Below are 25283 nucleotides of genomic sequence, written 5' to 3'. Positions count from 1 at the left end.
TCTCGGCAGACACTCCGAGTGACGATGTGACCTACCGACGGGCGGGGCAGTGTCCCCGCCCGTCGGTAGACTCTCATCTCGTGTCCGACGCACCCGAGATCACCCCTGAGGCCGTCGCCTCCGCGGTCGATGAAGCGCTTGCCGCCATCGCCGCAGCCGCGACCACGGCCGAACTGAAGTCCGCCCGTTCCGCGCACACGGGGGAGCAGTCCTCTCTCGCGCAGCTGAACGCCCAGATGCGCAATGTCGCCCCCGAGCACAAGGCCGCCTTCGGCAAGCTCGTCGGGCAGGCTCGCGGTCAGGTGAACCAGGCGCTCGCCGCTCGAGAGAGCGAGCTGGCCGAAGCCGAGACCGCCGCCCAGCTCGAGGCCGAGCGCATCGACGTCACCGCCCTTCCGCAGCGCGCACGCGTCGGGGCGCGGCATCCGATCTCGCTCCTCCAGGAGCAGGTGTCGGACATCTTCGTCGGAATGGGGTGGGAGATCGCCGAGGGCCCCGAGCTCGAGCACGAGTGGTTCAACTTCGACGCGCTCAACTTCGACGTCGACCACCCCGCGCGTCAGATGCAGGACACGTTCTTCGTCGACCCGGTCGCGCGCCACCTGGTGCTGCGCACCCACACCAGCCCCGTGCAGGTGCGGTCGATGCTCGAGCGCGACCTGCCGATCTATGTGCTGTGCCCGGGCCGGGTCTACCGCACCGACGAGTTCGATGCGACGCACCTGCCGGTGTTCACGCAGTTCGAGGGTCTCGTCATCGACAAGAACATCACGATGGCGCACCTCAAGGGCACGCTCGATCACGCCGCGCGCGTGCTGTTCGGGCCCGAGGCCAAGACGCGCTTCCGCGCGAACTTCTTCCCGTTCACCGAGCCGAGTGCCGAGCTCGATCTGTGGCACCCCACCTTCAAGGGCGGGGCGCGCTGGATCGAGTGGGGCGGGTGCGGGATGGTCAACCCCAACGTCCTTCGGGCCGCAGGCATCGATCCCGAGGAGTACTCGGGCTTCGCCTTCGGCATGGGCATCGAGCGCACGCTCATGTTCCGCAGCGACGTGCAAGACATGCGCGACATGGCCGAGGGCGATGTGCGCTTCAGCGAGCAGTTCGGAATGGTGGTCTGATGCGCGTCCCGCTCTCCTGGTTGCGCGAGTACGTCGACGTGCCCGCCGAGGCCACGCCCGACGACGTCCTCGCGGCTCTGGTGTCGGTCGGCTTCGAAGAAGAGGACGTGCACCGCTTCGAGCTGTCCGGCCCGATCGTGGTCGGTGAGGTGAAGGAGTTCATCCCCGAACCCCAGTCCAACGGCAAGACCATCCGCTGGTGCCAGGTCGACGTGGGCGCCGAGCACGGGGGAGTGCGCGGCATCGTCTGCGGTGCGGGCAACTTCTTCGAGGGCGACAAGGTCGTGGTGACCCTGCCCGGCTCGGTTCTGCCCGGTCCCTTCCCGATCGCCGCCCGCAAGACCTACGGCCACGTGTCCGACGGCATGATCGCCTCGGCGAAAGAGCTGGGGCTCGGCAGCGAGCACGGCGGCATCCTGCGCCTGGTCGATCTCGGGATCGATGCGCCGGTCGGAACGGATGCCATCGCGCTCCTCGGTCTCGACGATCTCGCGGTCGAGATCAACGTCACCCCCGACCGCGGCTACGCCCTGTCGCTGCGCGGTGTCGCCCGCGAGTACTCGCACGCGACCGGGGCGGACTTCCGCGATCCGGGCCTCGGGCACGATGAGGCTGCAGCGCGCACGCCCTCCGGTTTCCCGGTCACGGTCGCCGATCAGGCACCCATTCGCGGACGCCACGGCGCGACCGAGTTCGTGGCGCGGATCGTGCGAGACGTCGACCCCTCGCGTCCGACGCCGCCGTGGATGATCACGCGCCTGTCGCTCGCCGGCATCCGCTCCCTCGGGGTGCTCATCGACATCACGAACTACGTCATGCTCGAGCTCGGCCAGCCGATACACGGCTACGACCTCGACCGTCTGCGGGGCGGCATCACGGTGCGCCGCGCGGAGCAGGGCGAGAAGCTCGAGACCCTCGACGGCCAGGTTCGTTCGCTCCACGCCGAAGATCTGCTGATCACGGATGAGTCGGGGCCGATCGGTCTCGCCGGCGTCATGGGCGGCGGGCTCACCGAGATGAGCGACGCCACGCGCAACGTGCTCATCGAGGCCGCCACCTTCGACCAGGTATCGATCGCCCGCACCGCGCGACGGCACAAGCTGCCCTCCGAAGCCTCGCGCCGGTTCGAGCGCGGCGTCGACCCGCTCGTGCCGTACGTGGCGGCGGAGCGCGTCGCCACGCTGATGGTCGAGCTGGCCGGCGGCACGCTCGACACGGAGCTGGGCGCCTCGCTCGGTTCGACCTACCGTCGCGAGGCCATCACGCTTCCGGCGGGCTTCGTGCCCGGTCTGATCGGCGTCGAGTACACCGACGGCGAGATCGTCTCGGCCCTGCGCCTCATCGGCTGCACGGTCGACGAGCGCGACGGCGGCTGGTCCGTGACCGCACCGTCCTGGCGTCACGACCTCGGCGACAAGTGGACGTTGGCCGAAGAGGTCGCGCGCATCGAGGGTTACGACCGCATCCCGTCCGTGCTCCCGACGCCCCCGTCCGGTCGCGGCCTCACCTCCGCTCAGCAGGGGCGCCGTCGCGTGGCGAACGCCCTGGCCTCGGCCGGCTTCGTCGAGACGCCGTCGTTCCCGTTCACCACCGAAGAGCAGAACGCCCTGCACGGCTCGCCGTCGGGCGACCCGCTGCCGAGCGTGAAGCTCGCGAACCCGCTCGACGGCCTGGCGCCGTTCCTGCGCCGCTCCCTCGTCCCGGCCCTGCTGCAGGTCGCGCACCGCAACGTCTCGCGCGGCATCGTGGATCTCGCGCTGTTCGAGACCGGCACGGTGTTCCTGCCGAAGCCCGGCGTGCAATACGGCACCCCGTCGGTGCCGCCGCTGGCCGTGCGACCGGATGCCGCGACGCTCACGGCCCTCGACGCATCGATTCCGCCGCAGCGTCGCCACGTCGCCGTGCTGCTGACGGGAAACACCGTGGCCAAGCAGCCCGGCCAGGCCGCGGTGGCAGCGGACCTCGCCGCCGCCGTCGACGCCGTGCGCGTGCTCACCGCCGCCGCGGGTCTCGATATCGAGCTGGTGCAGGCGCAGCGTGCGGCCCTGCACCCGGGTCGCACGGCTCGCGTGCTCGCCGCGGGGACCGACATCGGCTACGTCGGCGAGCTGCTGCCCGCGGTCGCTGCCGCCGCCGACCTGCCCGGTCGCGTTCTCGTGGCCGAGCTCGACCTCGACGCGATGCTCGAGCTCGCTCACGCGCGTGTGGTCGCGGCATCCCTCTCGGGCTTCCCGGCCGCGACTCAGGACGTGTCGTTGACGGTTTCGACCGACGTCGCCGCCGGCGCGGTGCGTGCCGCGCTTCTCGAGGGCGGGGCTCCGCTTCTCGAAGGCGCGCGGCTCGTCGACGACTACCGCGGCCCGGGTCTGGCCGAGGGGACGAAGAGCCTGACCTTCGCCCTGCGCTTCCGCGCCGAGGACCGCACGCTCACCGCGGCCGAGGCGACCGAGGCGAAGCTCGCCGGTGTCGCCGTGGCCGCCGAGCGTTTCGGCGCCGCGATTCGCGACTGAGCATTCCACGCGTTCTGGAGCGCCGCCGGCTCGGGCCGTGCGGCGCTTCGGCGTTCCCGCTGTCGGCGGATTCTCTCTTCGACGGCGTGGTGTGCGTCACACGCTCGGGCGCGATCGCGCAGGGTGGGCCTGCCCTCACCGCCGGTAAGGGGGGCTGCCGGAAGCGCCCGGCGATGAGGGCAGGTACTTCATCATACCGGTTTCTTGTCCCCCATTTGGGGGACAAAGGGGGACGAGCCCCTAGATTCACGCGCGCATCGATCGTCGCCGGCCGGCGGGAGGCTCGATTTGCCCCCATCCCCGCGCTGCGGATACCCTCGCCACATGTCGTCGATCACCGTGCGCACCGAGGAGCTCTTCGTGAGCACCGGTGGCGAGCGTCGACGTCGGGTCGCGCGCCGATTCTCGGCGACCTCGTAACCCGCCTTCGGTCGGGCGTACGGGCGTCGCCGCCCCGGTTCACGCTGATTTCAGCACCAGCCCCGACTCGTAAGGTGGATACATGACCCTCTCGGTCGCCGTCTCCGGCGCTTCCGGCTATGCGGGCGGCGAGATCCTCCGCCTCCTGGCCTCTCATCCCGACGTCGAGATCCGCACCGTCACCGCGCACTCCAGCGCGGGGCAGCCCCTCGTCGCCCACCAGCCGCACCTGCGTTCCCTCGCGCACCTCGAGCTGAAACCGACGACTCCCGAGGTGCTCGCCGGGCACGACGTGGTGTTCCTCGCTCTGCCGCACGGGCAGTCCGCGCAGTACACCGACGCCCTGGCCGAGACCCCGCTCGTGATCGATGCGGGTGCCGACCACCGCCTCACCTCGGCGGAGGACTGGGCGGCGTTCTACGGCGGGGCTCACCCCGACCCGTGGGCCTACGGCGTCCCCGAGCTGCCCGTCGCGGGGGGAAAGCAGCGCGAGAACCTCCGCGGGGCCGCGCGTATCGCCGCTCCCGGCTGCAACGCCTCCACCGTCGCTCTCTCCCTCGCTCCCGGTGTCGCCGCCGGAGTCATCGATCCTTTCGACATCGTGTCGGTGCTCGCCGTGGGCCCCAGTGGTGCCGGGAAGTCGGCCAAGACGAACCTCCTCGCGAGTGAGATCCTCGGCTCCGCCAACCCATATGCCGTTGGCGGTACGCACCGTCACATTCCCGAGATCCGCCAGGCGCTGGTGGCAGCCGGAGCGCCGAGCGACGGCGTACGGCTCTCTTTCACCCCCGTTCTGGTTCCGATGTCGCGCGGCATCCTCGCCACCTCGTCCGCTCCCATCCGGGAGGGAGTGACGGATGCCGAGATCCGCGGCGCCTGGGAGACGGCTTACGCAGGCGAGCCCTTCGTCGAGCTGCTTCCCCAGGGCGTCTTCCCGCGGACGGCCGACGTGCTCGGCGCCAACATCGCATCGATGGGAATCGCGATCGATCGCGCGGCGAACCGGGTGACGGTCGTCGCGGCGGTCGACAATCTCGTCAAGGGCACCGCCGGCGCTGCCATCCAGTCCATGAACCTGGCGCTGGGTCTCGCCGAGACCACCGCCCTTCCCCTGAACGGAGTCGCCCCGTGAGCGTGACCGCCCCCGCAGGATTCGAGGCCGCCGGTGTGGCGGTCGGCCTGAAATCGACCGGCGCGCGCGACGTCGCCCTCGTGGTCAACCGCGGCCCGCTCAAGGTGGGTGCCGCCGTCTTCACGTCGAACCGCGCCAAGGCCAACCCGATCCTCTGGTCGGAGCAGGTCGTCAAGGACGGAACGATCGAGGCGGTCGTCCTGAACTCCGGCGGGGCCAACTGTTTCACCGGTTCGTTCGGCTTCCAGACCACCCATCAGACCGCTGAGCGCGCCGCCGAGCTCCTCGGTGTCGGAGCGGGCGATGTGGTGGTGTGCTCCACCGGCCTCATCGGCACGGGGGACGAGGCGTTCCGGGCCAAGGTTCTGCGGGGCGTCGACGAGGGCGTGGCCGCCCTGTCCGCCGAGGGCGGAGAAGACGCGTCGCTGGCGATCATGACCACCGACTCCCGGCCCAAGCGCGCGGTCCACGCCGGTGAGGGATGGTCGATCGGCGGGATGGCGAAGGGCGCCGGCATGCTCGCCCCGGGCCTGGCGACCATGCTCGTCGTTCTCACGACCGACGTCGTGCTCGACGCTGCCGAGGCCGACGCGGCCCTTCGCTCTGCGACGCGGGTCAGCTTCGACCGCCTCGACTCCGACGGGTGCATGTCGACCAATGACCAGGTCACGCTCCTCGCCAGCGGAGCCAGTGGCATCCGCGTGGATGCCGATGAGTTCGCCGCCGCGCTCGCCGCGGTGTGCGACGATCTGGCCGCGCAACTGCAGGGCGATGCCGAGGGCTCCAGCCACGACATCACGATCCAGGTCGTGAACGCCGCGAGCGAGGACGATGCCGTCGAGGTCGGTCGCTCGGTCGCTCGGAACAATCTGTTCAAGGCGGCGATCTTCGGCAACGACCCCAACTGGGGCCGCGTGCTCGCCGCGATCGGCACGACCGACGCGGCCTTCGACCCGTACGACGTGGACGTATGGATGAACGGGGTGCGCGTGTGCACCGCCGGCGGCCCCGACCGCCCCCGCGAAGACGTCGACCTCACCCCGCGCGCCACCGACCTCGTCATCGACCTGCGCGTCGGCGAGGCGACGGCGACGATCCGCACCAACGACCTCACGCACGACTACGTCCACGAGAACAGCGCTTACTCCTCATGACCCACGTCGACCTCCAAGACACCGATCCCGCCCAGGCGAGCGAACGGGCGGTCACGCTCGTCGAGTCGCTGCCCTGGGTGCGCAAGTACCGCGACCAGGTGGTGGTGGTGAAGTACGGCGGGAACGCCATGGTCAGCGACGAGCTGCAGAACGCTTTCGCCGCCGACATCGCCTACCTCCGCTACGTCGGCGTCAAGCCCGTCGTCGTGCACGGCGGCGGCCCGCAGATCTCGTCGATGCTCGACCGCCTCGACATCCCGAGCGAGTTCCGCGGCGGTTACCGCGTGACCTCGACCGAGGCGATCAGCGTGGTCCGCATGGTGCTGACCGGGCAGATCAACCCGCAGCTCGTGGCGAAGGTCAACGCCCACGGCCCCCTGGCCACCGGCCTGAGCGGCGAAGATGCGGGACTCTTCGGTGGCCGCCGTCGCGGCGTCGTCGTCGACGGCGTCGAGCACGATCTCGGTCGTGTCGGCGATGTCGTCACGGTCGACCCGCAGCCGGTCCTCGACCACCTGGCCGCCGGCCGCGTGCCGATCGTGTCGAGCATCGCGCCCGACCTCGACAACCCCGGCACCTCGTTGAACGTGAACGCGGATGCCGCGGCGGCGGCGCTCGCGACGGCCCTCAACGCCAAGAAGCTCGTCGTGCTCACCGACGTCCCCGGGCTCTACGCCGATTGGCCGAACCGTGACTCGCTGGTGTCGCACCTGACCTCGACGGAGCTGCGCACGATGCTGCCGAAGCTCGAGTCGGGGATGATCCCGAAGATGCAGGCGTGTCTCGACGCCGTCGACGGGGGAGTGCCCACCGCGGCCATCATCGACGGACGCGTACCGCACTCGGTGCTCGTCGAATTGTTCACCAGCAAGGGAATCGGAACGGAGGTGGTCGCATGACCACCGCAACCTGGCAGGACGACGCCGGACGCGACCTGGTCCGCAGCTTCGGCGACCGCATGGCGCTGTTCGTGCGCGGAGAAGGCGCGTACGTCTGGGACAGCGAGGGCACCAAGTACCTCGACTTCCTCGCGGGCATCGCCGTGAACGCCCTGGGCCACGCGCACCCCGTGTTCGTGAAGGCGATCACCGATCAGGCGGCCACGCTCGCGCACGTGTCGAACTACTTCGCCACGCCCCCGCAGTTGGCGATGGCCGCGCGCCTGAAGCGTCTCGCGGGCACGGGCGAGTCGGGCCGTGTGTACTTCGGCAACTCGGGTGCCGAGGCCAACGAGGCCGCTCTCAAACTCGCGCGCCTGCACGGTCGCGGTACCGACCGCACCCGGATCCTGACCCTCAAGGGCGGCTTCCACGGCCGCACGATGGGTGCTCTCGCCCTCACCGGCAAGCCCGCGTTGCAGGCCGATTTCCTGCCGATGGTGCCGGGCGTCGAGCACATCGACGCCACCATCGACGCTCTCGAGGCCGCGATGGACGAGCGCGTGGCGGCGCTGCTCGTCGAGCCCATCCAGGGCGAGGCCGGGGTCGTCGAGCTGCCCGAGGGCTACCTGCAGGCTGCGCGCGAGATCACCGCGCGCCACGGGGCCCTGCTGATCGTCGACGAGATCCAGACCGGTGCCGGTCGCACGGGTGCCTGGTTCGGCTTCCAGCATGCCGGGATCGTCCCCGACGCGATCACGGTCGCCAAGGGCATCGGCGGCGGCTTCCCGATCGGCGCGCTCATCACCTTCGGCGCGGCCAGCGACCTCTTCTTCCCCGGCACGCACGGCTCGACCTTCGGCGGCAACGCCCTGGGCACCGCCGTCGGCGGGGCCGTGCTCGAAGAGATCGAGTCGGCGGGACTGGTCGAGAACGCCGCCCGCCGCGAGATCCAGCTGCGCGAGGGGATCGCCGCCCTCGGCTCCCCGCTCGTCTCGGGCGTGCGCGGTCGCGGTCTGCTCCTCGGCATCGGGCTCAACAGCCCCGTCGCCAAGGCCGTGGTGGCCGCCGCCCAGCAACACGGCCTGGTGGTCAACGCCGCGAACGACGACTCGATCCGCATCGCGCCGCCCCTGACGATCCAGGATGCCGAGGTCTCGGCGTTCCTCGATCTCTTCGGTGCCGCGCTGGCCACCGTCTCCGATGCCCTGATCCTCGAAGGAGCCCCCGCGTGACCCGCCACCTGCTGCGTGACGACGACCTGACCCCGGCTGAGCAGGCCGAGATCCTCGACCTCGCGATCGAGCTGAAGAAGGACCGCTGGGCGCAGAAGCCGCTCGAGGGCCCTCAGACCGTCGCCGTGATCTTCGACAAGTCGTCGACCCGCACGCGTGTCTCGTTCGCGGTCGGGATCGCCGACCTCGGCGGTTCCCCGCTGATCATCTCGACCGCGAACAGCCAGCTCGGCGGCAAGGAGACCCCCTCCGACACCGCGCGCGTGCTCGAGCGCCAGGTCGCCGCGATCGTGTGGCGCACCTACGCGCAGGCGGGTCTCGAAGAGATGGCGCGCGGGACGCGCGTTCCCGTGGTGAACGCGCTCAGCGACGACTTCCACCCGTGCCAGCTGCTGGCGGACCTGCTCACGATCCGCGAGCACAAGGGCGAGCTGAAGGGCCTGACCCTGTCGTTCTTCGGTGACGGTCAGAGCAACATGGCCCACTCGTACGTCCTCGCGGGGGTCACCGCCGGCATGCACGTGCGTGTCGCGGCCCCCGCCGACTACGCACCGCGCGCCGACGTGATCGCCGACGCCGAGCGCATCGCCGCCGAGACCGGCGGGTCGATCACCCTGCTCGCCGACCCCGAGGCCGCGGCATCCGGAGCCGACGTCGTCGTCACGGACACGTGGGTCTCGATGGGCAAAGAGGAGGAGAAGATCGCACGCATCCGCGACCTGGGCGGCTTCAAGGTCACCGGTGAGCTCATGGCGCGCGCCGACGACGACGCGATCTTCATCCACTGCCTGCCCGCCGACCGCGGCTACGAAGTCGACGCCGAGGTCATCGACGGGCCGCAGAGCGTCGTCTGGGACGAGGCCGAGAACCGTCTGCACGCCCAGAAGGCGCTCCTGGTGTGGCTTCTGCGTCAGCAGTGACCTCTTCGCCGCTCGGCCGCGCCTGGTCCCGTTTCGACGGACCGGGCCGGCTGGTCGGCGTGGACCTCGCGCGCGGGCTGGCCGTCCTGGGCATGCTCGCCGCGCACCTGCTCGACACCGAGCGCACCCTCACACCGGATCCGAGCACGTGGGTCACCGTCGTGAACGGTCGTTCGTCGATCCTCTTCGCGGTGCTCGCGGGGGTCTCGATCGCCCTCGTCACCGGTGGACCGCGGCCGCTCGCCCCGCAGCGACGACCCCGCGCGGCTGCCCGGCTGGCGTTGCGCGGAGCCCTGCTCTGGGCGATCGGCCTGTCGTTGGTGATGACGGGAGTGCCCGTCTACGTCATCCTCCCGGCGTACGCGCTGCTGTTCGTGCTGGCGTTGCCGTTTCTGGGCATGCGTGCGCGGAATCTGTTCCTGACCGCCGGCGTGCTCGCGATCGTCATGCCGTGGATCCAGCCGTTCCTCGACGCGGCGCCGATCTGGGCGGGTCCGGCGGGAGCCGAGCTCGAGGCCGCCGTGGGGTGGGCGTACCCGTTCACCGTGTGGATCGCGTTCCTGCTGGCGGGTATGGGCGTGGGCCGACTCGACCTGCGCAACGTCACGGATCAGGCGCTGCTCGCCATGGCGGGCGCCTCGCTCGCGCTCGCCGGGTACGGTTTCGCGATCGCCACGGCCCCGGTGGCGGCGGGGGATCCGTATCTCGCGGCGGTGCTGACCGCCGAAGACCACTCTTCGGGACTGTGGGAGGTCATCGGTTCCGGCGGCTTCGCGCTGTTGACGATCGGGGTGTGCCTGCTGCTGTGCCGCACGCCGCTGCGCTGGGTCGCTTTGCCGCTGCGGGCCGTCGGGTCGATGCCGCTGACCGCGTACGTGCTGCAACTCGTCGTCTGGGCCATCGTCGCCTCCGCCCTGCTGGGCGACACGTCCGACCTCGTCGGCATCCGCGAGGCGGGGCTGTTCGTCCCCCTGACGCTCGGGCTCATCGTGGGCTGCACGGTCTGGGCGCTCACGATCGGCCGCGGCCCCCTCGAGATGTTCGTCGACGCCGTCGTGCGTCTAATCGTCGGCCGGGATACCCGGCCGCCGATCACACCTCACCGCTGACGCCGGGGGCCTGGCCTCGGGGTGCGCGGCGCGGGGTGTGCGGCGCGGGGTGTGCGGAACTCCGGAGGAATGTGCGCCGGGGCCGGTTTCTGGCGTGGTCGGTGCCGGCGGGCGCGATTTCTCCGGAATGTGGCACGGGGAGCGTCACCGGTTCGGGGCCGCGCGCCGACGGCGGCGTCGGTGGCCCTCGGTAGGCTGGACGGCATGAGCAGCGAGACCGGTCAATCGACGAACGAGGGCGCCCTGTGGGGAGCCCGTTTCTCGGGCGGACCGTCTCCCGAGCTGGCGGCGCTGAGCCGCTCGACCCACTTCGACTGGGATCTCGCGCTCTACGACATCCAGGGTTCGCACGCCCACGCCGCCGCTCTCGAGGCGGCGGGGTATCTCACGGCCGACGAGGCGCAGTCCATGCACGACGGCCTCGACGAGCTCGCGGCCCGCGTGCAGGACGGCTCGCTGCTCGCCGCACCCGGCGACGAAGACGTGCACGGGGCTCTCGAGCGCGTGCTCATCGAGACCGTGGGCCCGGCTCTCGGCGGCAAGCTCCGCGCGGGTCGCAGCCGAAACGACCAGATCGCCACTCTCGTGCGGCTGTACCTGATCGATCACTCGCGCACCATCACGCGTGAGCTCCTCCGCCTCATCGACGCCCTGGTCGCTCAGGCCGAGGCGCACGAGGGCGCGATCATGCCCGGTCGCACCCACCTGCAGCACGCGCAGCCCGTGCTCCTCGCCCACCACCTGCAGGCGTACGGCTGGGCTCTCGTCCGCGGCCTCGAGCGCCTGCGCGACTGGTCGGTGCGCGCCTCGGTCTCGCCGTACGGCGGCGGTGCGCTCGCCGGGGCGACCCTCGGCCTCGACCCCCAGCTGGTGGCCGACCGCCTCGGTCTCGCCCGTCCGGCCGAGAACTCCCTCGACGGCACCGCCTCGCGCGACGTGGTCGCCGAGTTCGCCTTCATCACCGCCATGATCGGCGTCGACCTCTCGCGCCTCGCCGAAGACGTGATCCTCTGGAACACCCGCGAGTTCGGCTTCGTCACCCTCGACGACTCCTACTCGACCGGCTCGAGCATCATGCCGCAGAAGAAGAACCCCGACATCGCCGAACTCGCGCGCGGCAAGGCCGGCCGCCTGATCGGCAACCTGTCGGGGCTGATGGCGACGCTCAAGGGCCTGCCGTTGGCGTACAACCGCGACCTGCAGGAAGACAAAGAGCCCGTCTTCGACTCGGTGCGCACCCTCGAGCTCGTTCTGCCCGCGTTCTCGGGCATGATCGCCACGCTCCGCTTCCACACCGATCGCATGGCCGAGCTCGCCCCGCAGGGCTTCTCGCTCGCGACCGACGTCGCCGAATGGCTGGTGCGTCAGGGGGTGGCCTTCCGCGACGCCCACGAGATCTCGGGGGCCCTGGTGCGGGCGTGTGAGGAGCGCGAGATCGGACTCGAAGACGCCGACGACGCTCTGCTCGCCTCGGTGTCGCCGCAGCTCACCCCGCGGGTGCGCGAAGTGCTGACGATCGAGGGGTCCGTGTCGAGCCGGACGGGCGTCGGCGGTACTGCTCCCGAGCGCGTGCGCGAACAGCGCGAAGAGCTGGTGGCCCGGGCGCAGGCGGCATCTCGCTCACTCATCGCCTGAGTATCAGCTATTCGCTTATCAAGACAAGATAATAAGCGTTAGGCTTATCTCATGACCGTCGCTGTGATCGCCGACATCATCGCCTCTCGGCGACTCGACGATCGCGCCGGCGCGCAGCGGGCCATCGTCGAGTCGGTGCGCGCGGTTCAGCATGATCTGCCCGTCGCCGGGGCCCCCCTCGCGCCCGTCGTGGGCGACGAGCTGCAGGGCGAGTACGACGACCTCTCCGGTGCGCTCGCCTCGCTCCTGCTGCTGCGCCTGGCCCTGCCCGACGACGTCGACTGCCGTTTCGGTGTAGGAGTGGGGGAGGTGCGACCGATCGAGCTCGCCGACCGCACCGTCCCCGAGGGCCCGGCATGGTGGGCCGCTCGAGAGGCCATCGACCACATCGAACGGCTGCAGACCCGCGCCGCGCCGCTCGCGCGCACCTGGATCGTTCTCGCCGAGGGGCAGGATGCCACCATGACCGAGACCATCGCGCTGGCCCGCGCCTACGCCCTGAGCCGCGACCAGCTCGTGTCGGCCATGAGCGAGCGATCGCGTCGGTTGACCTACGGACGCTGCGTCGGACGCTCTCAGCGCGAACTCGCCGACATCGAGGGCATCAGCCAGTCCGCGGTATCACAGGCGCTCTCCGCCGCCGGCTCCGCCGCTCTCGTCGAGGGCTTCGCGGCTCTCACCGCGCGGGTGCGCTCATGATCGCCGCCGGCCTTCTCCTGCTCGCGGTGGGCGCGGTCGACCTCATCCGTCAGATGATCCGCACGCGGCGCTGGCTCGCCTTCGCCGTGGCATCCCTCGCTCTCGTCATCGTCTCGGCGGGACTGGATGCCGTGATCGCCGGACTCCTCGCCGTCGCCGTCGCCGCCATCTGGACGTGGGTCGTGCCCGAAGACGGTCCCGCTCGAGCGGGGCTGTGGCCGGTCGCCCTGCTCGCGCTCGCCGCCGCGGCGTGCGTGGTCATCGCGCCGGGGCGCGAGCGGCCGGGCCTGCTCGGCGAGGCGTGGGCCGCCTATCGGCCGGGGGCGTCGGCGGTCGATCGACGTCGCCGTCCTCGTCATCGGCTCTCTGGTGTTCCTGCTGGAGTCGGGCAACGCGGTGGTGCGCATCGCGTTGCGGTCCGAGATGGGCGGGCGCGCGGCCGATCCCGAACGCGACGCGGTGCCGACCCTCAGAGGCGGTCGACTCATCGGGCCGCTCGAGCGCATCCTCGTCTTCGTGCTGACGCTGACCGGGGCGTACACGCTGCTCGCCGCGGTGCTCGCGGCGAAGGGAATCGTGCGATTCCCCGAGATCTCGCGCGACCGCGACGACGGAGACCGCGCCGAGTACTTCCTCATCGGCAGCCTCGTGAGCTGGGTCACCTCGCTCGCGGTCGCATTCCTCGTGTGGTGGGGCGTGCACGCGCACTGACACGTCGCGCGAGGGACACCGACTGAGGCCGACACGGTCGATGGTCATCACCGGGGGAGACGGCTTCGAGAACGCTGCTTCTTCCCGCTGAGCCGACCGCCGCCGGCCAGTCTCCGCCGCGACCCGCTGAGCGCCCGGGCGATGGCATCCGGACTCGGACACCCCCGCTGATAGCCTGAACCGGTGTCTGCCTCCACCGACGCGGCGCCCGTGAGCGCCCTCGCCCCCGCCAACGACCCGACCTTCGACAACGTCTGGGACGAGCTGGTGTATCGCGGTCTGGTGCACGTCTCGACCGATGAGGGCGAGCTGCGCGAACTCCTCGGTGGCGACCCCATCACGTTCTACTGCGGCTTCGACCCGACCGCCCCGAGCCTGCACCTGGGCAACCTCGTGCAGCTGCTCACCATGCGCCGGTTGCAGCTCGCCGGGCACCGCCCGCTCGGGCTCGTCGGCGGGTCGACGGGCCTGATCGGCGATCCTCGCCCGACGGCCGAGCGCACGCTCAACACGCGCGAGACCGTCGAGGAGTGGGTGGGCCTGCTGCGCGGCCAGGTCGAGCGCTTCCTCAGCTTCGAGGGCGAGAACTCCGCGCGCATCGTGAACAACCTCGATTGGACCGCGCCGCTCAGCGCCATCGACTTCCTGCGCGACATCGGCAAGTACTTCCGCGTCGGCACGATGCTCAAGAAGGACGCCGTGAGCGCGCGCCTGCACTCCGAGGCGGGCATCAGCTACACCGAGTTCAGCTACCAGATCCTGCAGGGGCTCGACTACCTCGAGCTGCACCGCCAGTACGACTGCGTGCTGCAGACCGGTGGCAGCGACCAGTGGGGCAACCTCACCAGCGGCACCGATCTCGTTCGCCGCGTCGAGGGGGTCTCGGTTCACGCCATCGGCACGCCGCTGATCACCAACAGCGACGGCACGAAGTTCGGCAAGAGCGAGGGCAACGCCATCTGGCTCGATGCCGAGATGTGCAGTCCGTGGGTCATGTACCAGTTCTGGCTCAACACCGACGACCGCGACGTGATCGAGCGCCTCAGGGTGTTCACGTTCCTCACGCGCGCCGAGATCGAGGAGTACGAGACCCTCGTCGAGACGGAGCCGTTCCGTCGTGCGGCGCAGAAGCGTCTCGCTCGTGAGGTGCTGACGACCGTGCACGGCGTCGAGGCGACCGAGGCCGTCATCGCCGCGACCGAGGCGCTGTTCGGGCAGGGTGATGTGACCGTGCTCGACGCCGCCGTGCTGCGCAGTGCGCTCGAGGAACTGCCCCACGCGACCGTCGCCGCCGGATCCACCGTCGTCGAAGCGCTCACCGCCACGGGGCTGTGCGCGAGCTTCAGCGAAGCGCGACGAGCGATCTCGCAGGGCGGTGTCTCGCTCGACGGCGAGAAGGTCACGAGCGACGAGGCGGTCGTCGGGGGCGCGCTCCCCGGCGGTGTCTCGGTGCTCCGTCGCGGCAAGAAGACGCTCGCCGGGCTGTTCCTGAGCTGACATGCCGTTCACGCCGAGCCACGCCGTCGTCGCGCTGCCCTTCCTGCGCACGCGGCTGGTTCCGGCGGCGATCGCGATCGGGGCGATGACTCCGGATCTGCCGCTCTTCGTCCGCGGGATGTGGCCCGGCTACGGACTCACGCACGATTTCGCGTGGGTGCCGATCACCGTCGTGGTGGCGTTCGTGCTCCTGCTCGTGTGGCGGTGCGTGCTGCGACCGGCGACCCGGGAGCTGCTGCCGCGCGCGGTCGCGGAGCGCCTGCCGGCGGAGTGGGATGCCGGTGCCCGCACGGCGCTGCGCGAGAGCGTGGGCGGGGGAGTCGTCGGCATCCTGTGGCTCGTCGTCTCGCTCGCGCTGGGCGTCGTCTCTCACATCGCGTGGGACCTGTTCACGCACGAAGGCCGGGTGGGGGAGCAACTGTTCCCGGCGCTCTCGGGGCAGTGGGGGATGTTCACGGGCGCAAAGTGGCTGCAGCATGCGTCGAGTGCGTTCGGCCTGCTCGTGCTCGCGATCTTCGCTCTCGTGTGGCTGTCGCGGCACGCGCCGCACCCGGTGCGGAGGGTGATCCCGGATGCCGCCCGCGCGGCGTGGTGGCTCTCGCTCCCGGTCGCGCTGGTCGGTGCCGCGCTCGTCGCGCTCGCGGTGCAGGGCGGGTTCGGCGCGGACTACACGCCCACGCACCTCATCTACGGCGTGCTGACGAAGGTCGCCGCGGCCTGGGCGGCGCTGACGCTCGCGCTGGCGGTGGTCGTGCAGGTGCGGCGCGCGCGGGCGGTCGACGCGAAGCGGGCTTCGGCGCACGGTCGGTGATTCGCGCAGCCTCAGTGGGATGCGGGCCTTTCGCGCGGAGGGTGTACGAATCACGGAGGTTGTGCGACGGGTTGCGGTCCTGCGACAGGTGCGGGGACCGCGGGCCGGGGTGCGGCGCGCGCGAGGTCGGGGATTCGCGCAGACTCAGTGGGACGTGGTCCTCTCGCGCGGAGGGTGTACGAATCACGGAGGTTGTGCGACGGGTTGCGGTCCTGCGACAGGTGCGGGGACCGCGGGCCGGGGTGCGGCGCGCGCGAGGTCGGGGATTCGCGCAGACTCAGTGGGACGTGGTCCTCTCGCGCGGAGGTCGTGCGAATCACGGAGGTTGTGCGGGGCGGATGGATGCCGTGTGCCGAGGCGGCGACCACCCGCGGGTCACACGGGCTCGGCGGCGGGCGGCGGCTAGACTCGGGGACGTTATGACGAAGGCGGGAGACTCGGTGTCGGCGAGCACAAAGGGCCAGAAGACGGGCGCAGACGAGGTCATCCTCGGACCCACCGGTCGCCCCTACCAGGGGTTCCCCACCCCGAAGCCGCTCGACAGCCACGGCCCGGCTCGCATCATCGCCCTCTGCAACCAGAAGGGCGGCGTCGGCAAGACGACGACCACGATCAACCTGGCGGCCTCGCTCGCGGGCTACGGCCGTCGCGTTCTCGCGATCGACTTCGACCCGCAGGGCGCGCTGTCGGCGGGCCTGGGCATCCAGACGCACGATGTGCCGACCATCTACGACCTGCTGCTCGACACCAAGCGCGACCCCCGCGAGGTCATCGTCTCGACGCGCGTCGACGGTCTCGACATCCTCCCCGCGAACATCGACCTCTCGGCCGCCGAGGTGCACCTCGTCAACGAGGTCGCGCGTGAGACCATCCTCGCCCGGGTGCTGCGCAAGGTCGCGGCGGACTACGACGTCATCCTCATCGACTGCCAGCCCTCGCTCGGTCTGCTGACCGTCAACGCCCTGACCGCCGCGCACGGCGTGCTGATCCCGCTCGAGTGCGAGTTCTTCGCCCTCCGCGGTGTCGCCCTGCTCGTGGAGACCATCGACAAGGTGCGCGACCGCCTCAACCCGGCGATCGAGCTCGACGGCGTCCTCGCCACGATGTACGACCCCCGCACGCTCCACTCGCGCGAGGTGCTCGAGCGCGTGGTCGAGGCCTTCGGCGACGACGTCCTCGAGACGGTCATCGGTCGCACGGTGAAGTTCCCGGATGCCTCGGTCTCGGGCATGCCGATCACCGAGTTCGCTCCCGAGCACGCAGCCGCCCAGGCCTACCTGCGGTTGGCGCGGGAGCTGGTCGCCCGTGGCGCCCGTCGCCTGACGACACCCCCGCCGGCACCGGCCTCGCGGTGCCATCGGTCCTCGAGGCCGTCGACGGGTCTGGAACCCCCGATGCCCCCGGCTTCCGTGTCACCCTCCCCGTTTTCGACGGACCCTTCGACCTGCTGCTCACCCTGATCTCTCGCGCCGAGCTCGACATCACCGAGGTCGCACTGAGCCGCGTCACCGACGAGTTCATCGCGTACCTGCGCGAGATGGGCCCGGAGAGCGACCTCGACGAGGCCTCCGAGTTCCTCGTCGTCGCCGCGACCCTCCTCGACATGAAGATCGCCGGTCTCCTCCCGCAGGGGGAGCTGGTCGATGCCGAGTCGGTGGCGCTCCTCGAAGCTCGCGACCTGCTGTTCGCGCGCCTGCTGCAGTACCGCGCCTTCAAGGAGGTGTCGGCGTGGTTCGCCCGGTGCCTGCAGCGCGAGGACAAACGGCACACGCGCAATGTGCGGCTCGACGAGAAGTACCGCAGCGCGGTGCCCGAGTTGAAGTGGACTCTCAGCGCCGACGATTTCGCCGCGCTGGCCGTCGTCGCCTTCGCGCCCAAGCAGATCCCCACGGTGGGTCTCGACCACCTGCACGCGCCCCTCGTGAGCATCCGCGAGCAGGCCGCGATCGTGGTGACGCTGCTGCGGTCGGCGGGAACACTGAACTTCCGCGACCTCGTCGCCGGCGTCACCGAGACCGGGGTCGTCGTCGCTCGGTTCCTGTCGATCCTCGAGCTGTACCGCCACGCGGCGCTGTCGTTCGAGCAGCTCGAACCGCTGGGGGAGCTGACACTCCGCTGGACCGCCGAGAGGTGGTCGGAAGAGAACCTCGCCGCCCTGGGAGCCGACTATGACCGATGACGCCATGTCCCCGTCGCCACAGCTCACCGACGCCGCTCCGGCTCCGCGCCCGAGCGACCCGGCATCCGTCGCCCGTCGCCTCGAGGCGATCCTGCTGGTCCTCGACGAGCCGCAGAGCCTTGTGAGCCTCGCCGCCGCCGTGGGCGCGCCCGTCCCGGCCGTCCGCCAGGCCGTCGAGGCGCTCGTCGCCGACTACGACGGACAGACCGGGGGACCGGTCCGCGGCTTCGAGCTGCGCGAGGTCGGCGGCGGCTGGCGCCTCTACGTGCGCGAAGAGTACGACGACGTCGTCGGCGAGTTCGTGAACACCCAGGCGCCCTCGCGCCTGTCGCAGGCGGCGCTCGAGACCCTGGCCGTCATCGCGTACAAGCAGCCCGTCACGCGCGGGCAGGTGGCATCCATCCGCGCGGTGAACGTGGACTCCGTGGTGCGCACGCTGCTGTCGCGCGGACTCATCACGGAGGTCTTCACCGACTCCGACACGGGCGCGATCCACTACGGAACGACCGACCAGTTGCTGGTCAACCTCGGCATCAACTCGCTCGACGAGCTGCCGCACATCTCGCCGTTGCTCGACGACGGCTCGGACGGATTCGACGGAGAGGTATTGAAATGAGCGACGATTCGACGGGAGCCGCAAGCGACGACGGCATCCGCCTGCAGAAGGTGCTGGCGAACAGGGGAGTGGCCTCGCGCCGCGTCGCCGAGCAGATGATCGTCGAGGGACGCGTGCGAGTGAACGGCGTCGTCGTCACCGAGCTCGGCCGCCGCATCCACCCCGAGACCGACCTCGTCGACGTGGACGGTACGGCCATCCAGCTCGACGAGTCCAAGCGCTACGTCATCCTCAACAAGCCCACCGGCGTCGTCAGCTCGATGAGCGACGACCGCGGCCGCCCCGATCTGCGCCAGTACACGAAGGACTGGGACGAGCGCCTCTACAACGTCGGACGACTGGATGCCGATACGAGCGGTCTTCTCGTCCTCACCAACGACGGCGACCTCGCGCACGTGCTCGCGCACCCCTCGTTCGGGGTGACCAAGGTGTACATCGCCAAGGTCGAGGGGCAGGTACTTCCCCAGACGATCCAACGCCTCATCAAGGGCGTCGACCTCGAAGACGGGCGGATCGTCGCCGACAAGGCGCGCCTGCTCGACGCCTCCCGCGGTGAGAGCCTGGTCGAGCTGACCCTGCACTCGGGCAAGAACCGGATCGTCCGCCGCATGATGGCTGCGGTCGGTCACCCGGTCATCGAGTTGGTCCGGCGGCAGTTCGGACCGCTCCACCTGGGAACTCTCCCGGTGGGCAAGGCCCGCGAGTTGACTACAGTAGAACGCGGTGCCCTGCTCACGCTGTCCCGCCAGGACGACAGCGCTCCGGCCGATCCGGCGGAGTGAGCCTCTCGGGCGCTTCGCGGTGCCAGCGGCGCCGCCCAGGGCAGGAGACCCGATGAGCGAAGTCAACGGAACGTCCGCGCGCGCGGCCGGGCCTTTGGCGACCCGTACGAGCGGCACCGTCCGCATCGTCGGCTCGGGGCTGCTGGGAGCCAGCATCGGCCACGCGCTCACCGCCCGCGGTGTCGACGTCGTGCTCGTGGACGCGTCGCCGTCGCAGCTGCGGCTCGCCATCGACTACGGTGCCGGTCGGGCCGAACGCCCCGACGACAGGCCCGCGCTGATCGTGGTGGCTGTTCCGCCCGATGTCACGGCCGACGTCGTGCAGCGCGAGCTCGAGACATTCCCGGATGCCGTGGTCACCGACGTCGCGAGCGTGAAGCTCGAGCCGCTGCGCACGCTGCGTGAACGTGGCGTCGACCTCACCCACTACATCGGCTCGCACCCCATGGCCGGTCGTGAGCGCGGCGGAGCCATCTCGGCCCGCGCCGATATCTTCGTGGGGCGCCCGTGGGTGGTCTGCCGCGACGGCGAGACCTCCGCGCACGATCTCTCCCTGGTCGAGGGCCTCGCTCTCGATCTCGGCGCGACCCTGATCGAGATGACGCCGGAGGAGCACGACGAGTCCGTCGCGCTCATGTCGCACGTTCCGCAGCTCGTGGCGAGCCTTCTCGCCGGGCGCTTCGTCGAGGCCCCCGACGGTTCGCTGCGTCTCGCGGGTCAGGGCGTGCGCGACACGACGCGCATCGCGGCCTCCGCACCGGAACTGTGGGTGCAGATCCTCGGGGCGAACGCGGCGCCCGTCGTCGAGGTGCTCGATCAGCTCGCCGCCGACCTCACCGCTGTCGCCGGGGCCCTGCGCGATCCCGAGGTGCCCGGTGCACGTCGCGCGGTCGCCGACACCATTCGCCGCGGCAACGAGGGCGTGGAGCGCCTGCCGGGCAAGCACGGCCAGAATCGCCGTTTCGATACCTTCGTCGTCATGGTCGACGACACCTCCGGCCAGCTGGGGCGCCTGTTCGGCGAGCTCGGCGACCTCGACGTCAACGTCGAAGACCTACGCCTCGAGCACTCGCCCGGAGCCCCGTTCGGCCTGGCCGAGATCAGCGTCGTCCCCGACGCGGTCCGCCGCGCCGTCGACGGCCTCCAGCAGCGCGGTTGGCGGATTGCGAGCACCACCCATGACTGATCCCACCTCCGCCCTCTTCCGGCCCGGTCTCGCCGCGCCCGCCGAGGGTTCGGCATCCGCCCCCGCGGTCATCGCGATCGACGGTCCCGCCGGCAGCGGCAAGTCCAGCGTGTCCAAGGCCGCCGCCACCCGTCTCGGGTACGGCTTCCTCGACACCGGTGCCGCCTACCGCGCCCTCGCCTGGCACGCCCTCGCGCACGAGGCCGACACCTCCGACGCCACGGCGGTGCTCGAGGTCTTCGGCGACTTCGACTACGCGATCTCGCTCGACCCCACCGATCGCTGGGTACGCGTCGGCGGCACCGACGTCACCGCCGCCATCCGCGAACCCCGCGTGACCGATGCCGTGAGCGGCGTGGCCCGCGTTCCCGCGGTGCGCCACGCGGTGAACGAGCTGTTCCGCCGGCTCGTGGCATCCGCTGCTCTTCCGGGCGTCGTGGTCGAAGGCCGCGACATCACCACGGTCGTGTTCCCCGACGCCCCCGTGCGCATCCTCCTCACCGCCGCTCCCGAGGTGCGCGCCGCGCGCCGCAGTGCGGAGCTGACGGATCAGGATGCCGCGAAGGTCGCCGCAGCCCTCCACCAGCGCGACGCCGCTGATTCCACGGTCGTCGACTTCCTCACCGCCGCCCCCGGCGTGCAGGTCGTCGATTCGACCCACCTTGATTTCGAACAGACCGTCGACGCCGTGTTGAGCGTCGTCGACTCCACGATGGGAGCCCGCGATGGGCGTTGAAGACGAGTACGAGGGCGGGCCCGACCAGCTCGCCGAGAAGATGGAGCAGCTCGACGAGGTGCTCGCCGAACAGCGGGCCGAAGCGTTGCGCGCGGGCCTCGAGGACTTCGACCTCGACGAGGAAGACGCGGCGCTGCTCGCCGGTCTCGCCTCGGGCGAGGGAGCGATCGAGTTCCTGCCGGCGCTGCCGGTGGTCGCGATCGTCGGCCGCCCGAACGTGGGCAAGTCGGCGCTGGTGAACCGCATCCTCGGCCGCCGCGAGGCCGTGGTCGAGGACACCCCCGGTGTCACCCGCGACCGCGTGACCTACAAGGCCGAGTGGCTCGACCGGCGCTTCTCGCTGGTCGACACCGGCGGCTGGGAGCCCGACGCGAAGGGCATCGACCGCTCGGTCGCAGCGCAAGCCGAGGTCGCGATCGATCTCGCCGACATCGTCCTGTTCGTGGTGGATGCCACGGTGGGAGCGACCTCGACCGACGAGCACGTCGTGAAGCTGCTGCGCAAGAGCGGCAAGCCGGTCTTCCTCATCGCGAACAAGGTCGACGACGCCCGCCACGAGCCCGAGGCCGCCGCCCTGTGGAACCTCGGACTCGGCGAGCCGCACCCCGTCTCGGCGATCCACGGCCGCGGCGTGGCCGACCTGCTCGACGAGATCATGAAGGTACTGCCCGACGTGTCGGCGGTCGCCCGATACGAGATCGGCGGACCTCGCCGCGTCGCGATCCTCGGTCGCCCGAACGTCGGCAAGTCGTCTCTCCTCAACAAGGCGGCCGGCGAAGAGCGCGTCGTCGTCAACGAGCTCGCCGGCACCACCCGCGACCCCGTCGACGAGGTCGTTGAGCTCGGTGGCAAGCTCTGGACGCTGGTGGACACCGCCGGCATCCGTCGCCGCGTGCACCTGTCGCAGGGCGCCGACTTCTACGCGTCACTGCGCACCTCGACGGCGCTGGAGAAGTCCGAGGTCGCGGTCGTCGTCATCGACGTGTCGCAGCCCATCAGCGTGCAGGATCTCAACATCATCGACCTCGTGCTCGAGTCGGGTCGCGCGCTCGTGCTGGCGTTCAACAAGTGGGATCGCCTCAACGACGACGACATGGAGAACCAGGACCGTCGCCGCTACCTCGAGCGCGAGATCGAGCAGGACCTCGCGCACGTCGCCTGGGCCCCGCGCGTGAACATCTCGGCCCGCACCGGTCGCCACCTCGACAAGCTCGTGCCGGCCCTCGAGCAGGCGCTCGAGTCGTGGGACACCCGCATCCCGACCGGAAAGTTCAACGCCTTCTTGTCGGAGCTCGTCGCCGAGCACCCGCACCCGCTGCGCGGTGGCAAGCAGCCGCGCATCCTGTTCGGCACGCAGGCGGCGACGCGTCCGCCGACATTCGTGCTGTTCACGACCGGATTCCTCGACCCGGGCTACCGCCGGTTCATCCAGCGGCGCCTGCGCGAGATCTACGGCTTCGAGGGCACGCCGATCGTGCTCAACATGCGTATTCGCGAGAAGCGCCAGCGCTGAGGCGCGCAGCGAGCGCCCCGATCCCCACGTGGGGGTCGGGGCGCTTTCGCGTGCTGGGGCGTGTGCCTCGCGCGCACGGCGGCGCGGCGGCGGCGTGCGTGCGAGGGGTCTGCGGGCCCGGATTTCGCGCGAGACTGCAACTCGCTGACGAGCCGGTTGCAGGCTGACGCGGGTGTGTCAGCGAGATGCCGTCTCGCGCGCGGTGGGTGCCGCGAGGCACGGACGGGCATGAGCGCAAGCGGGGTCGGGCCGGATCGGGTGGTCGATACAGTGCTCTCGCGACGGCGACGCCGTGGCATCCGCCCTCCACTGACGCCGGGAGACCCCATGACCGCCGCCGCCCCGCCGCTCGACCAGCCGTATTACGGCGCGCCGCTGGGCGCTGCGGTCCGCCGCGTCTTCGCGAAGTACGCCACCTTCCGTGGGCGCGCGAGCCGCAGCGAGTACTGGTGGTGGGTGCTGACCGCCGCCGTCGTGGGCACGGTGCTGAATGCGCTCCCCACGCTGACCGATGGCATCCGTATCGAAGCCGATGGCTCGACGACCATCACCGGACCGCTCGGGGTGATCCTCGGGGCGATCTGGCTCGTCTGGGCCCTCGCAACGATCGTGCCGACGTTCGCGGTGCTCGTGCGGCGCCTGCACGACACCGGTCGCAGCGGCTTCTGGGTGTTCATCGGGGTGGTGCCGCTCATCGGCGTCCTGGTTCTCTTCGTCTTCACGCTCCAGGGGCCGCGGCCGGAGGGCGCGCGCTTCGACGCCTGAGACATCCGAGCGAGCGCCCCGACCCGATGGGTCGGGCGCTCGTCGTTCCGGATGCCGTGGCCCCGTCGCTCCACTCGCGCGCGGGCCTCAGCGGTGGGGGATGACGGGCGGTGACCGACGTGACAGCGGGATGGCGTGTCGGCGGGGGGAGCCGGCATCCGGTGTCTCAGAGGGGCGCCGCGGGGCGGACGAGAGCCGTCTGGTCGGGCTCGGCGAAACCGAACTGGCGGTAGAGGCCGTGCGCGTCGCTGGTGAAGAGCGTCCATCGGAAGTGGGGGCCGGGGCCCTCATCGATCATGAGCGAGACCAGGCCCTTGCCGAGGCCGTGGCCCCGGTGCCCGTCGACCACGAACACGTCGGCCAGGTAGGCGAATCCGACGCCGTCGGAGATCGCCCGCGCGAAGCCGACCAAGTCGCCCGTGTCGCGGCGATAGGCGGCGACGACGCGCCACGCGCTGTCGAGCTGGGCCTCGACGTCGGCTCGGGTGCGCCAGCGCCCCCAGTACGCCTCGGTGCTCAGCCACTGCCAGACCGCGTCGCGGTCGACCCGTTCGGGGTCGTCGTCGAATTCGTACTCCATCCGACGATTGTGGCAACTCGAGGCGGTTCCGACTTCCCCGCGGGCGAGGAGCGGCCGTCATATTGCGATTCTCGGCGCGAACTGCGCGGCGGCGCGGGCGATCTCATGGCGTCTCGTGACGCTGGGCGGGGACCGTCGGTCGTGTGTGTGCCAGGCTGGAGCCGATGACGATCGAGCCCCCTGCCCCCGGCGAGCCGCGGCGTCCGCACGGACCCCGCGACCCCGGCGACGCCTGGGTCGTCGCGCCCACGGGCGAGAAGTACTGGGGTCGTTTCGGCGCCGCGGGGCTGCTCGCCCTCGACCCCGAGCGCGGAGTGCTGCTGCAGCATCGCGTCTCGTGGAGCCACTTCGGCAATACCTGGGCCCTGCCGGGAGGCGCGCGGCACGAGGGCGAATCCGCTCGAGACGGCGCCCTGCGCGAATCGGGCGAAGAAGCGGGGGTGCCGGCGGATGCCGTGAGCGCGCGCTTCGAGAGCGTGCTCGACCTCGGCATCTGGTCATACTCGACCCTGGTCGCCGACGTGACAACGCCGTTCGAGCCCGTGATCAGCGATCCCGAGAGCGTCGCCCTGGAGTGGGTCGCCGTCGACGACGTCGATTCCCTGCCGCTGCACCCCGGGTTCGCCGCCTCGTGGCCGGCCCTGCGCCAAGCGCTGACCGCGCGGCCGGCGATCGTCGTCGACGTGGCCAACGTCATGGGTTCGGTTCCCGACGGGTGGTGGAAGGATCGCGCCGGCGCCGCGACCCGCCTGGTGAGAAAGGTCTCGCGGCTGGCGGAGCGGGGAGTGGATGCCGAGGCGCTCGGGCTGTCCGCGACGCGCTGGTTCCCGGTGGTCACGGCGGTGCTGGAGGGCCAGGCGCGGTCTGCCGAGCCGGTGGCACCCCCGGTCGAGGTGCGGCACGCGCCGGGTGAGGGCGACGACGAGATCGTCGCGGTCGTGCGCGAGGTCGTGGCGGCGTTCCGCCCCGTGGTCGTCGTGACGAGCGACCGCGAGCTGTCGGCGCGCGTCGTCGAGCTCGGGGCGAGAGTGCGCGGTGCGCGCTGGTTGTTGGATCAGCTGGACTGACGGCTGCGGGGCGTCACCGGTCCGACG

The 25283-nt window shown here is 70.8% G+C and carries 24 protein-coding genes; 22 read left to right on the top strand and 2 right to left on the bottom strand.

Annotated features, from left to right (window positions below):
* Positions 1-80 precede the first annotated feature (80 nt).
* The 10 genes from pheS (at position 81) to QE454_RS16115 (ending at position 12813) form a co-directional block, all read left to right on the top strand.
* The gene (gene pheS / locus QE454_RS16160; RefSeq protein ID WP_307459677.1) at positions 81-1121 is read left to right on the top strand and encodes a phenylalanine--tRNA ligase subunit alpha; all 1041 of its coding nucleotides are present in this window, start codon (positions 81-83) and stop codon (positions 1119-1121) included.
* The gene (gene pheT, locus QE454_RS16155; protein ID WP_307459679.1) at positions 1121-3631 is read left to right on the top strand and encodes a phenylalanine--tRNA ligase subunit beta; all 2511 of its coding nucleotides are present in this window, start codon (positions 1121-1123) and stop codon (positions 3629-3631) included. The genes pheS and pheT overlap by 1 nt, the downstream gene beginning before the upstream one ends.
* Before the next feature lie 502 nt (positions 3632-4133).
* On the top strand, positions 4134-5183 hold the full coding sequence (gene argC, locus QE454_RS16150) for an N-acetyl-gamma-glutamyl-phosphate reductase (protein WP_307316064.1): 1050 nt from the start codon (positions 4134-4136) through the stop codon (positions 5181-5183).
* Complete coding sequence (gene argJ / locus QE454_RS16145; RefSeq protein WP_307459682.1) at positions 5180-6337, top strand: bifunctional glutamate N-acetyltransferase/amino-acid acetyltransferase ArgJ; 1158 nt, start codon at positions 5180-5182, stop codon at positions 6335-6337. Before argC ends, argJ begins: the two co-directional genes overlap by 4 nt.
* Entirely contained in the window at positions 6334-7236 is a 903-nt protein-coding gene (gene argB, locus QE454_RS16140; RefSeq protein WP_307459685.1) for an acetylglutamate kinase, read from the top strand. Before argJ ends, argB begins: the two co-directional genes overlap by 4 nt.
* On the top strand, positions 7233-8450 hold the full coding sequence (locus tag QE454_RS16135; RefSeq protein ID WP_210071849.1) for an acetylornithine transaminase: 1218 nt from the start codon (positions 7233-7235) through the stop codon (positions 8448-8450). The genes argB and QE454_RS16135 overlap by 4 nt, the downstream gene beginning before the upstream one ends.
* A complete protein-coding gene (gene argF, locus QE454_RS16130) occupies positions 8447-9370 on the top strand; it encodes an ornithine carbamoyltransferase (protein ID WP_210071848.1) in 924 nt (307 codons plus the stop codon). Before QE454_RS16135 ends, argF begins: the two co-directional genes overlap by 4 nt.
* Positions 9367-10479, top strand: a complete 1113-nt coding sequence (locus QE454_RS16125) for a heparan-alpha-glucosaminide N-acetyltransferase domain-containing protein (RefSeq protein ID WP_307459689.1) — start codon at positions 9367-9369, stop codon at positions 10477-10479. Before argF ends, QE454_RS16125 begins: the two co-directional genes overlap by 4 nt.
* 204 nt (positions 10480-10683) lie before the next feature.
* Positions 10684-12114, top strand: a complete 1431-nt coding sequence (gene argH / locus QE454_RS16120; protein ID WP_210071846.1) for an argininosuccinate lyase — start codon at positions 10684-10686, stop codon at positions 12112-12114.
* Positions 12115-12165: 51 nt separating this feature from the next.
* Positions 12166-12813 carry a SatD family protein gene (locus QE454_RS16115; RefSeq protein WP_307459694.1) on the top strand — a complete coding sequence of 216 codons (648 nt, stop codon included), beginning with the start codon at positions 12166-12168 and terminating at the stop codon, positions 12811-12813.
* 49 nt (positions 12814-12862) lie between these two features.
* On the opposite strand, the gene QE454_RS16110 is transcribed toward QE454_RS16115, so the two are convergent.
* Positions 12863-13075: a hypothetical protein gene (locus QE454_RS16110; RefSeq protein ID WP_309668760.1), complete on the bottom strand. Its 213-nt coding sequence runs from the start codon at positions 13073-13075 to the stop codon at positions 12863-12865.
* 107 nt (positions 13076-13182) lie between these two features.
* Here QE454_RS16110 and QE454_RS16105 point away from each other — a divergent pair, with 107 nt between their 5' ends.
* The 11 genes from QE454_RS16105 to QE454_RS16055 all read left to right on the top strand — a co-directional run bounded on the left by QE454_RS16105 (position 13183) and on the right by QE454_RS16055 (position 23609).
* Positions 13183-13524 carry a hypothetical protein gene (locus QE454_RS16105; RefSeq protein ID WP_309668759.1) on the top strand — a complete coding sequence of 114 codons (342 nt, stop codon included), beginning with the start codon at positions 13183-13185 and terminating at the stop codon, positions 13522-13524.
* 183 nt (positions 13525-13707) lie between these two features.
* Positions 13708-15021, top strand: a complete 1314-nt coding sequence (gene tyrS / locus QE454_RS16100) for a tyrosine--tRNA ligase (RefSeq protein WP_307459699.1) — start codon at positions 13708-13710, stop codon at positions 15019-15021.
* Between the two features lies 1 nt (position 15022).
* The gene (locus QE454_RS16095; RefSeq protein ID WP_210071842.1) at positions 15023-15832 is read left to right on the top strand and encodes a DUF4184 family protein; all 810 of its coding nucleotides are present in this window, start codon (positions 15023-15025) and stop codon (positions 15830-15832) included.
* Positions 15833-16251: 419 nt separating this feature from the next.
* Entirely contained in the window at positions 16252-17292 is a 1041-nt protein-coding gene (locus QE454_RS16090; RefSeq protein ID WP_309668758.1) for a ParA family protein, read from the top strand.
* Positions 17184-18011 carry a ScpA family protein gene (locus QE454_RS16085; RefSeq protein ID WP_210076524.1) on the top strand — a complete coding sequence of 276 codons (828 nt, stop codon included), beginning with the start codon at positions 17184-17186 and terminating at the stop codon, positions 18009-18011. The genes QE454_RS16090 and QE454_RS16085 overlap by 109 nt, the downstream gene beginning before the upstream one ends.
* Complete coding sequence (gene scpB / locus QE454_RS16080) at positions 18001-18627, top strand: SMC-Scp complex subunit ScpB (protein ID WP_307459702.1); 627 nt, start codon at positions 18001-18003, stop codon at positions 18625-18627. The genes QE454_RS16085 and scpB overlap by 11 nt, the downstream gene beginning before the upstream one ends.
* Positions 18624-19409 carry a pseudouridine synthase gene (locus QE454_RS16075; protein ID WP_307459705.1) on the top strand — a complete coding sequence of 262 codons (786 nt, stop codon included), beginning with the start codon at positions 18624-18626 and terminating at the stop codon, positions 19407-19409. The genes scpB and QE454_RS16075 overlap by 4 nt, the downstream gene beginning before the upstream one ends.
* A 52-nt stretch (positions 19410-19461) precedes the next feature.
* Positions 19462-20595 (top strand): prephenate dehydrogenase, encoded by a 1134-nt coding sequence (locus QE454_RS16070; RefSeq protein WP_307459708.1) that lies wholly within the window; start codon positions 19462-19464, stop codon positions 20593-20595.
* Positions 20588-21331, top strand: coding sequence for a (d)CMP kinase (gene cmk, locus QE454_RS16065; protein WP_307459711.1), 744 nt, complete (start codon positions 20588-20590; stop codon positions 21329-21331). The genes QE454_RS16070 and cmk overlap by 8 nt, the downstream gene beginning before the upstream one ends.
* Complete coding sequence (gene der / locus QE454_RS16060) at positions 21321-22844, top strand: ribosome biogenesis GTPase Der (protein WP_210076496.1); 1524 nt, start codon at positions 21321-21323, stop codon at positions 22842-22844. The genes cmk and der overlap by 11 nt, the downstream gene beginning before the upstream one ends.
* A 327-nt stretch (positions 22845-23171) precedes the next feature.
* Positions 23172-23609 carry a DUF805 domain-containing protein gene (locus QE454_RS16055; RefSeq protein ID WP_307459713.1) on the top strand — a complete coding sequence of 146 codons (438 nt, stop codon included), beginning with the start codon at positions 23172-23174 and terminating at the stop codon, positions 23607-23609.
* A 166-nt stretch (positions 23610-23775) separates the two neighbouring features.
* Here QE454_RS16055 and QE454_RS16050 read toward each other — a convergent pair whose 3' ends face one another.
* Entirely contained in the window at positions 23776-24189 is a 414-nt protein-coding gene (locus tag QE454_RS16050) for a GNAT family N-acetyltransferase (RefSeq protein ID WP_307459717.1), read from the bottom strand.
* Between the two features lie 164 nt (positions 24190-24353).
* On the opposite strand from QE454_RS16050, the gene QE454_RS16045 reads away from it, so the two are divergent.
* Positions 24354-25256 (top strand): NUDIX domain-containing protein, encoded by a 903-nt coding sequence (locus QE454_RS16045; protein ID WP_210076490.1) that lies wholly within the window; start codon positions 24354-24356, stop codon positions 25254-25256.
* Positions 25257-25283 lie beyond the last annotated feature (27 nt).

The organism is Microbacterium sp. SORGH_AS_0454 (genome assembly GCF_031453395.1).
Taxonomy (GTDB): Bacteria; Actinomycetota; Actinomycetes; order Actinomycetales; family Microbacteriaceae; genus Microbacterium.
The sequence above is the reverse complement of the archived record's forward strand: the minus strand, read 5'-3'. Positions and strand labels throughout refer to the sequence as shown.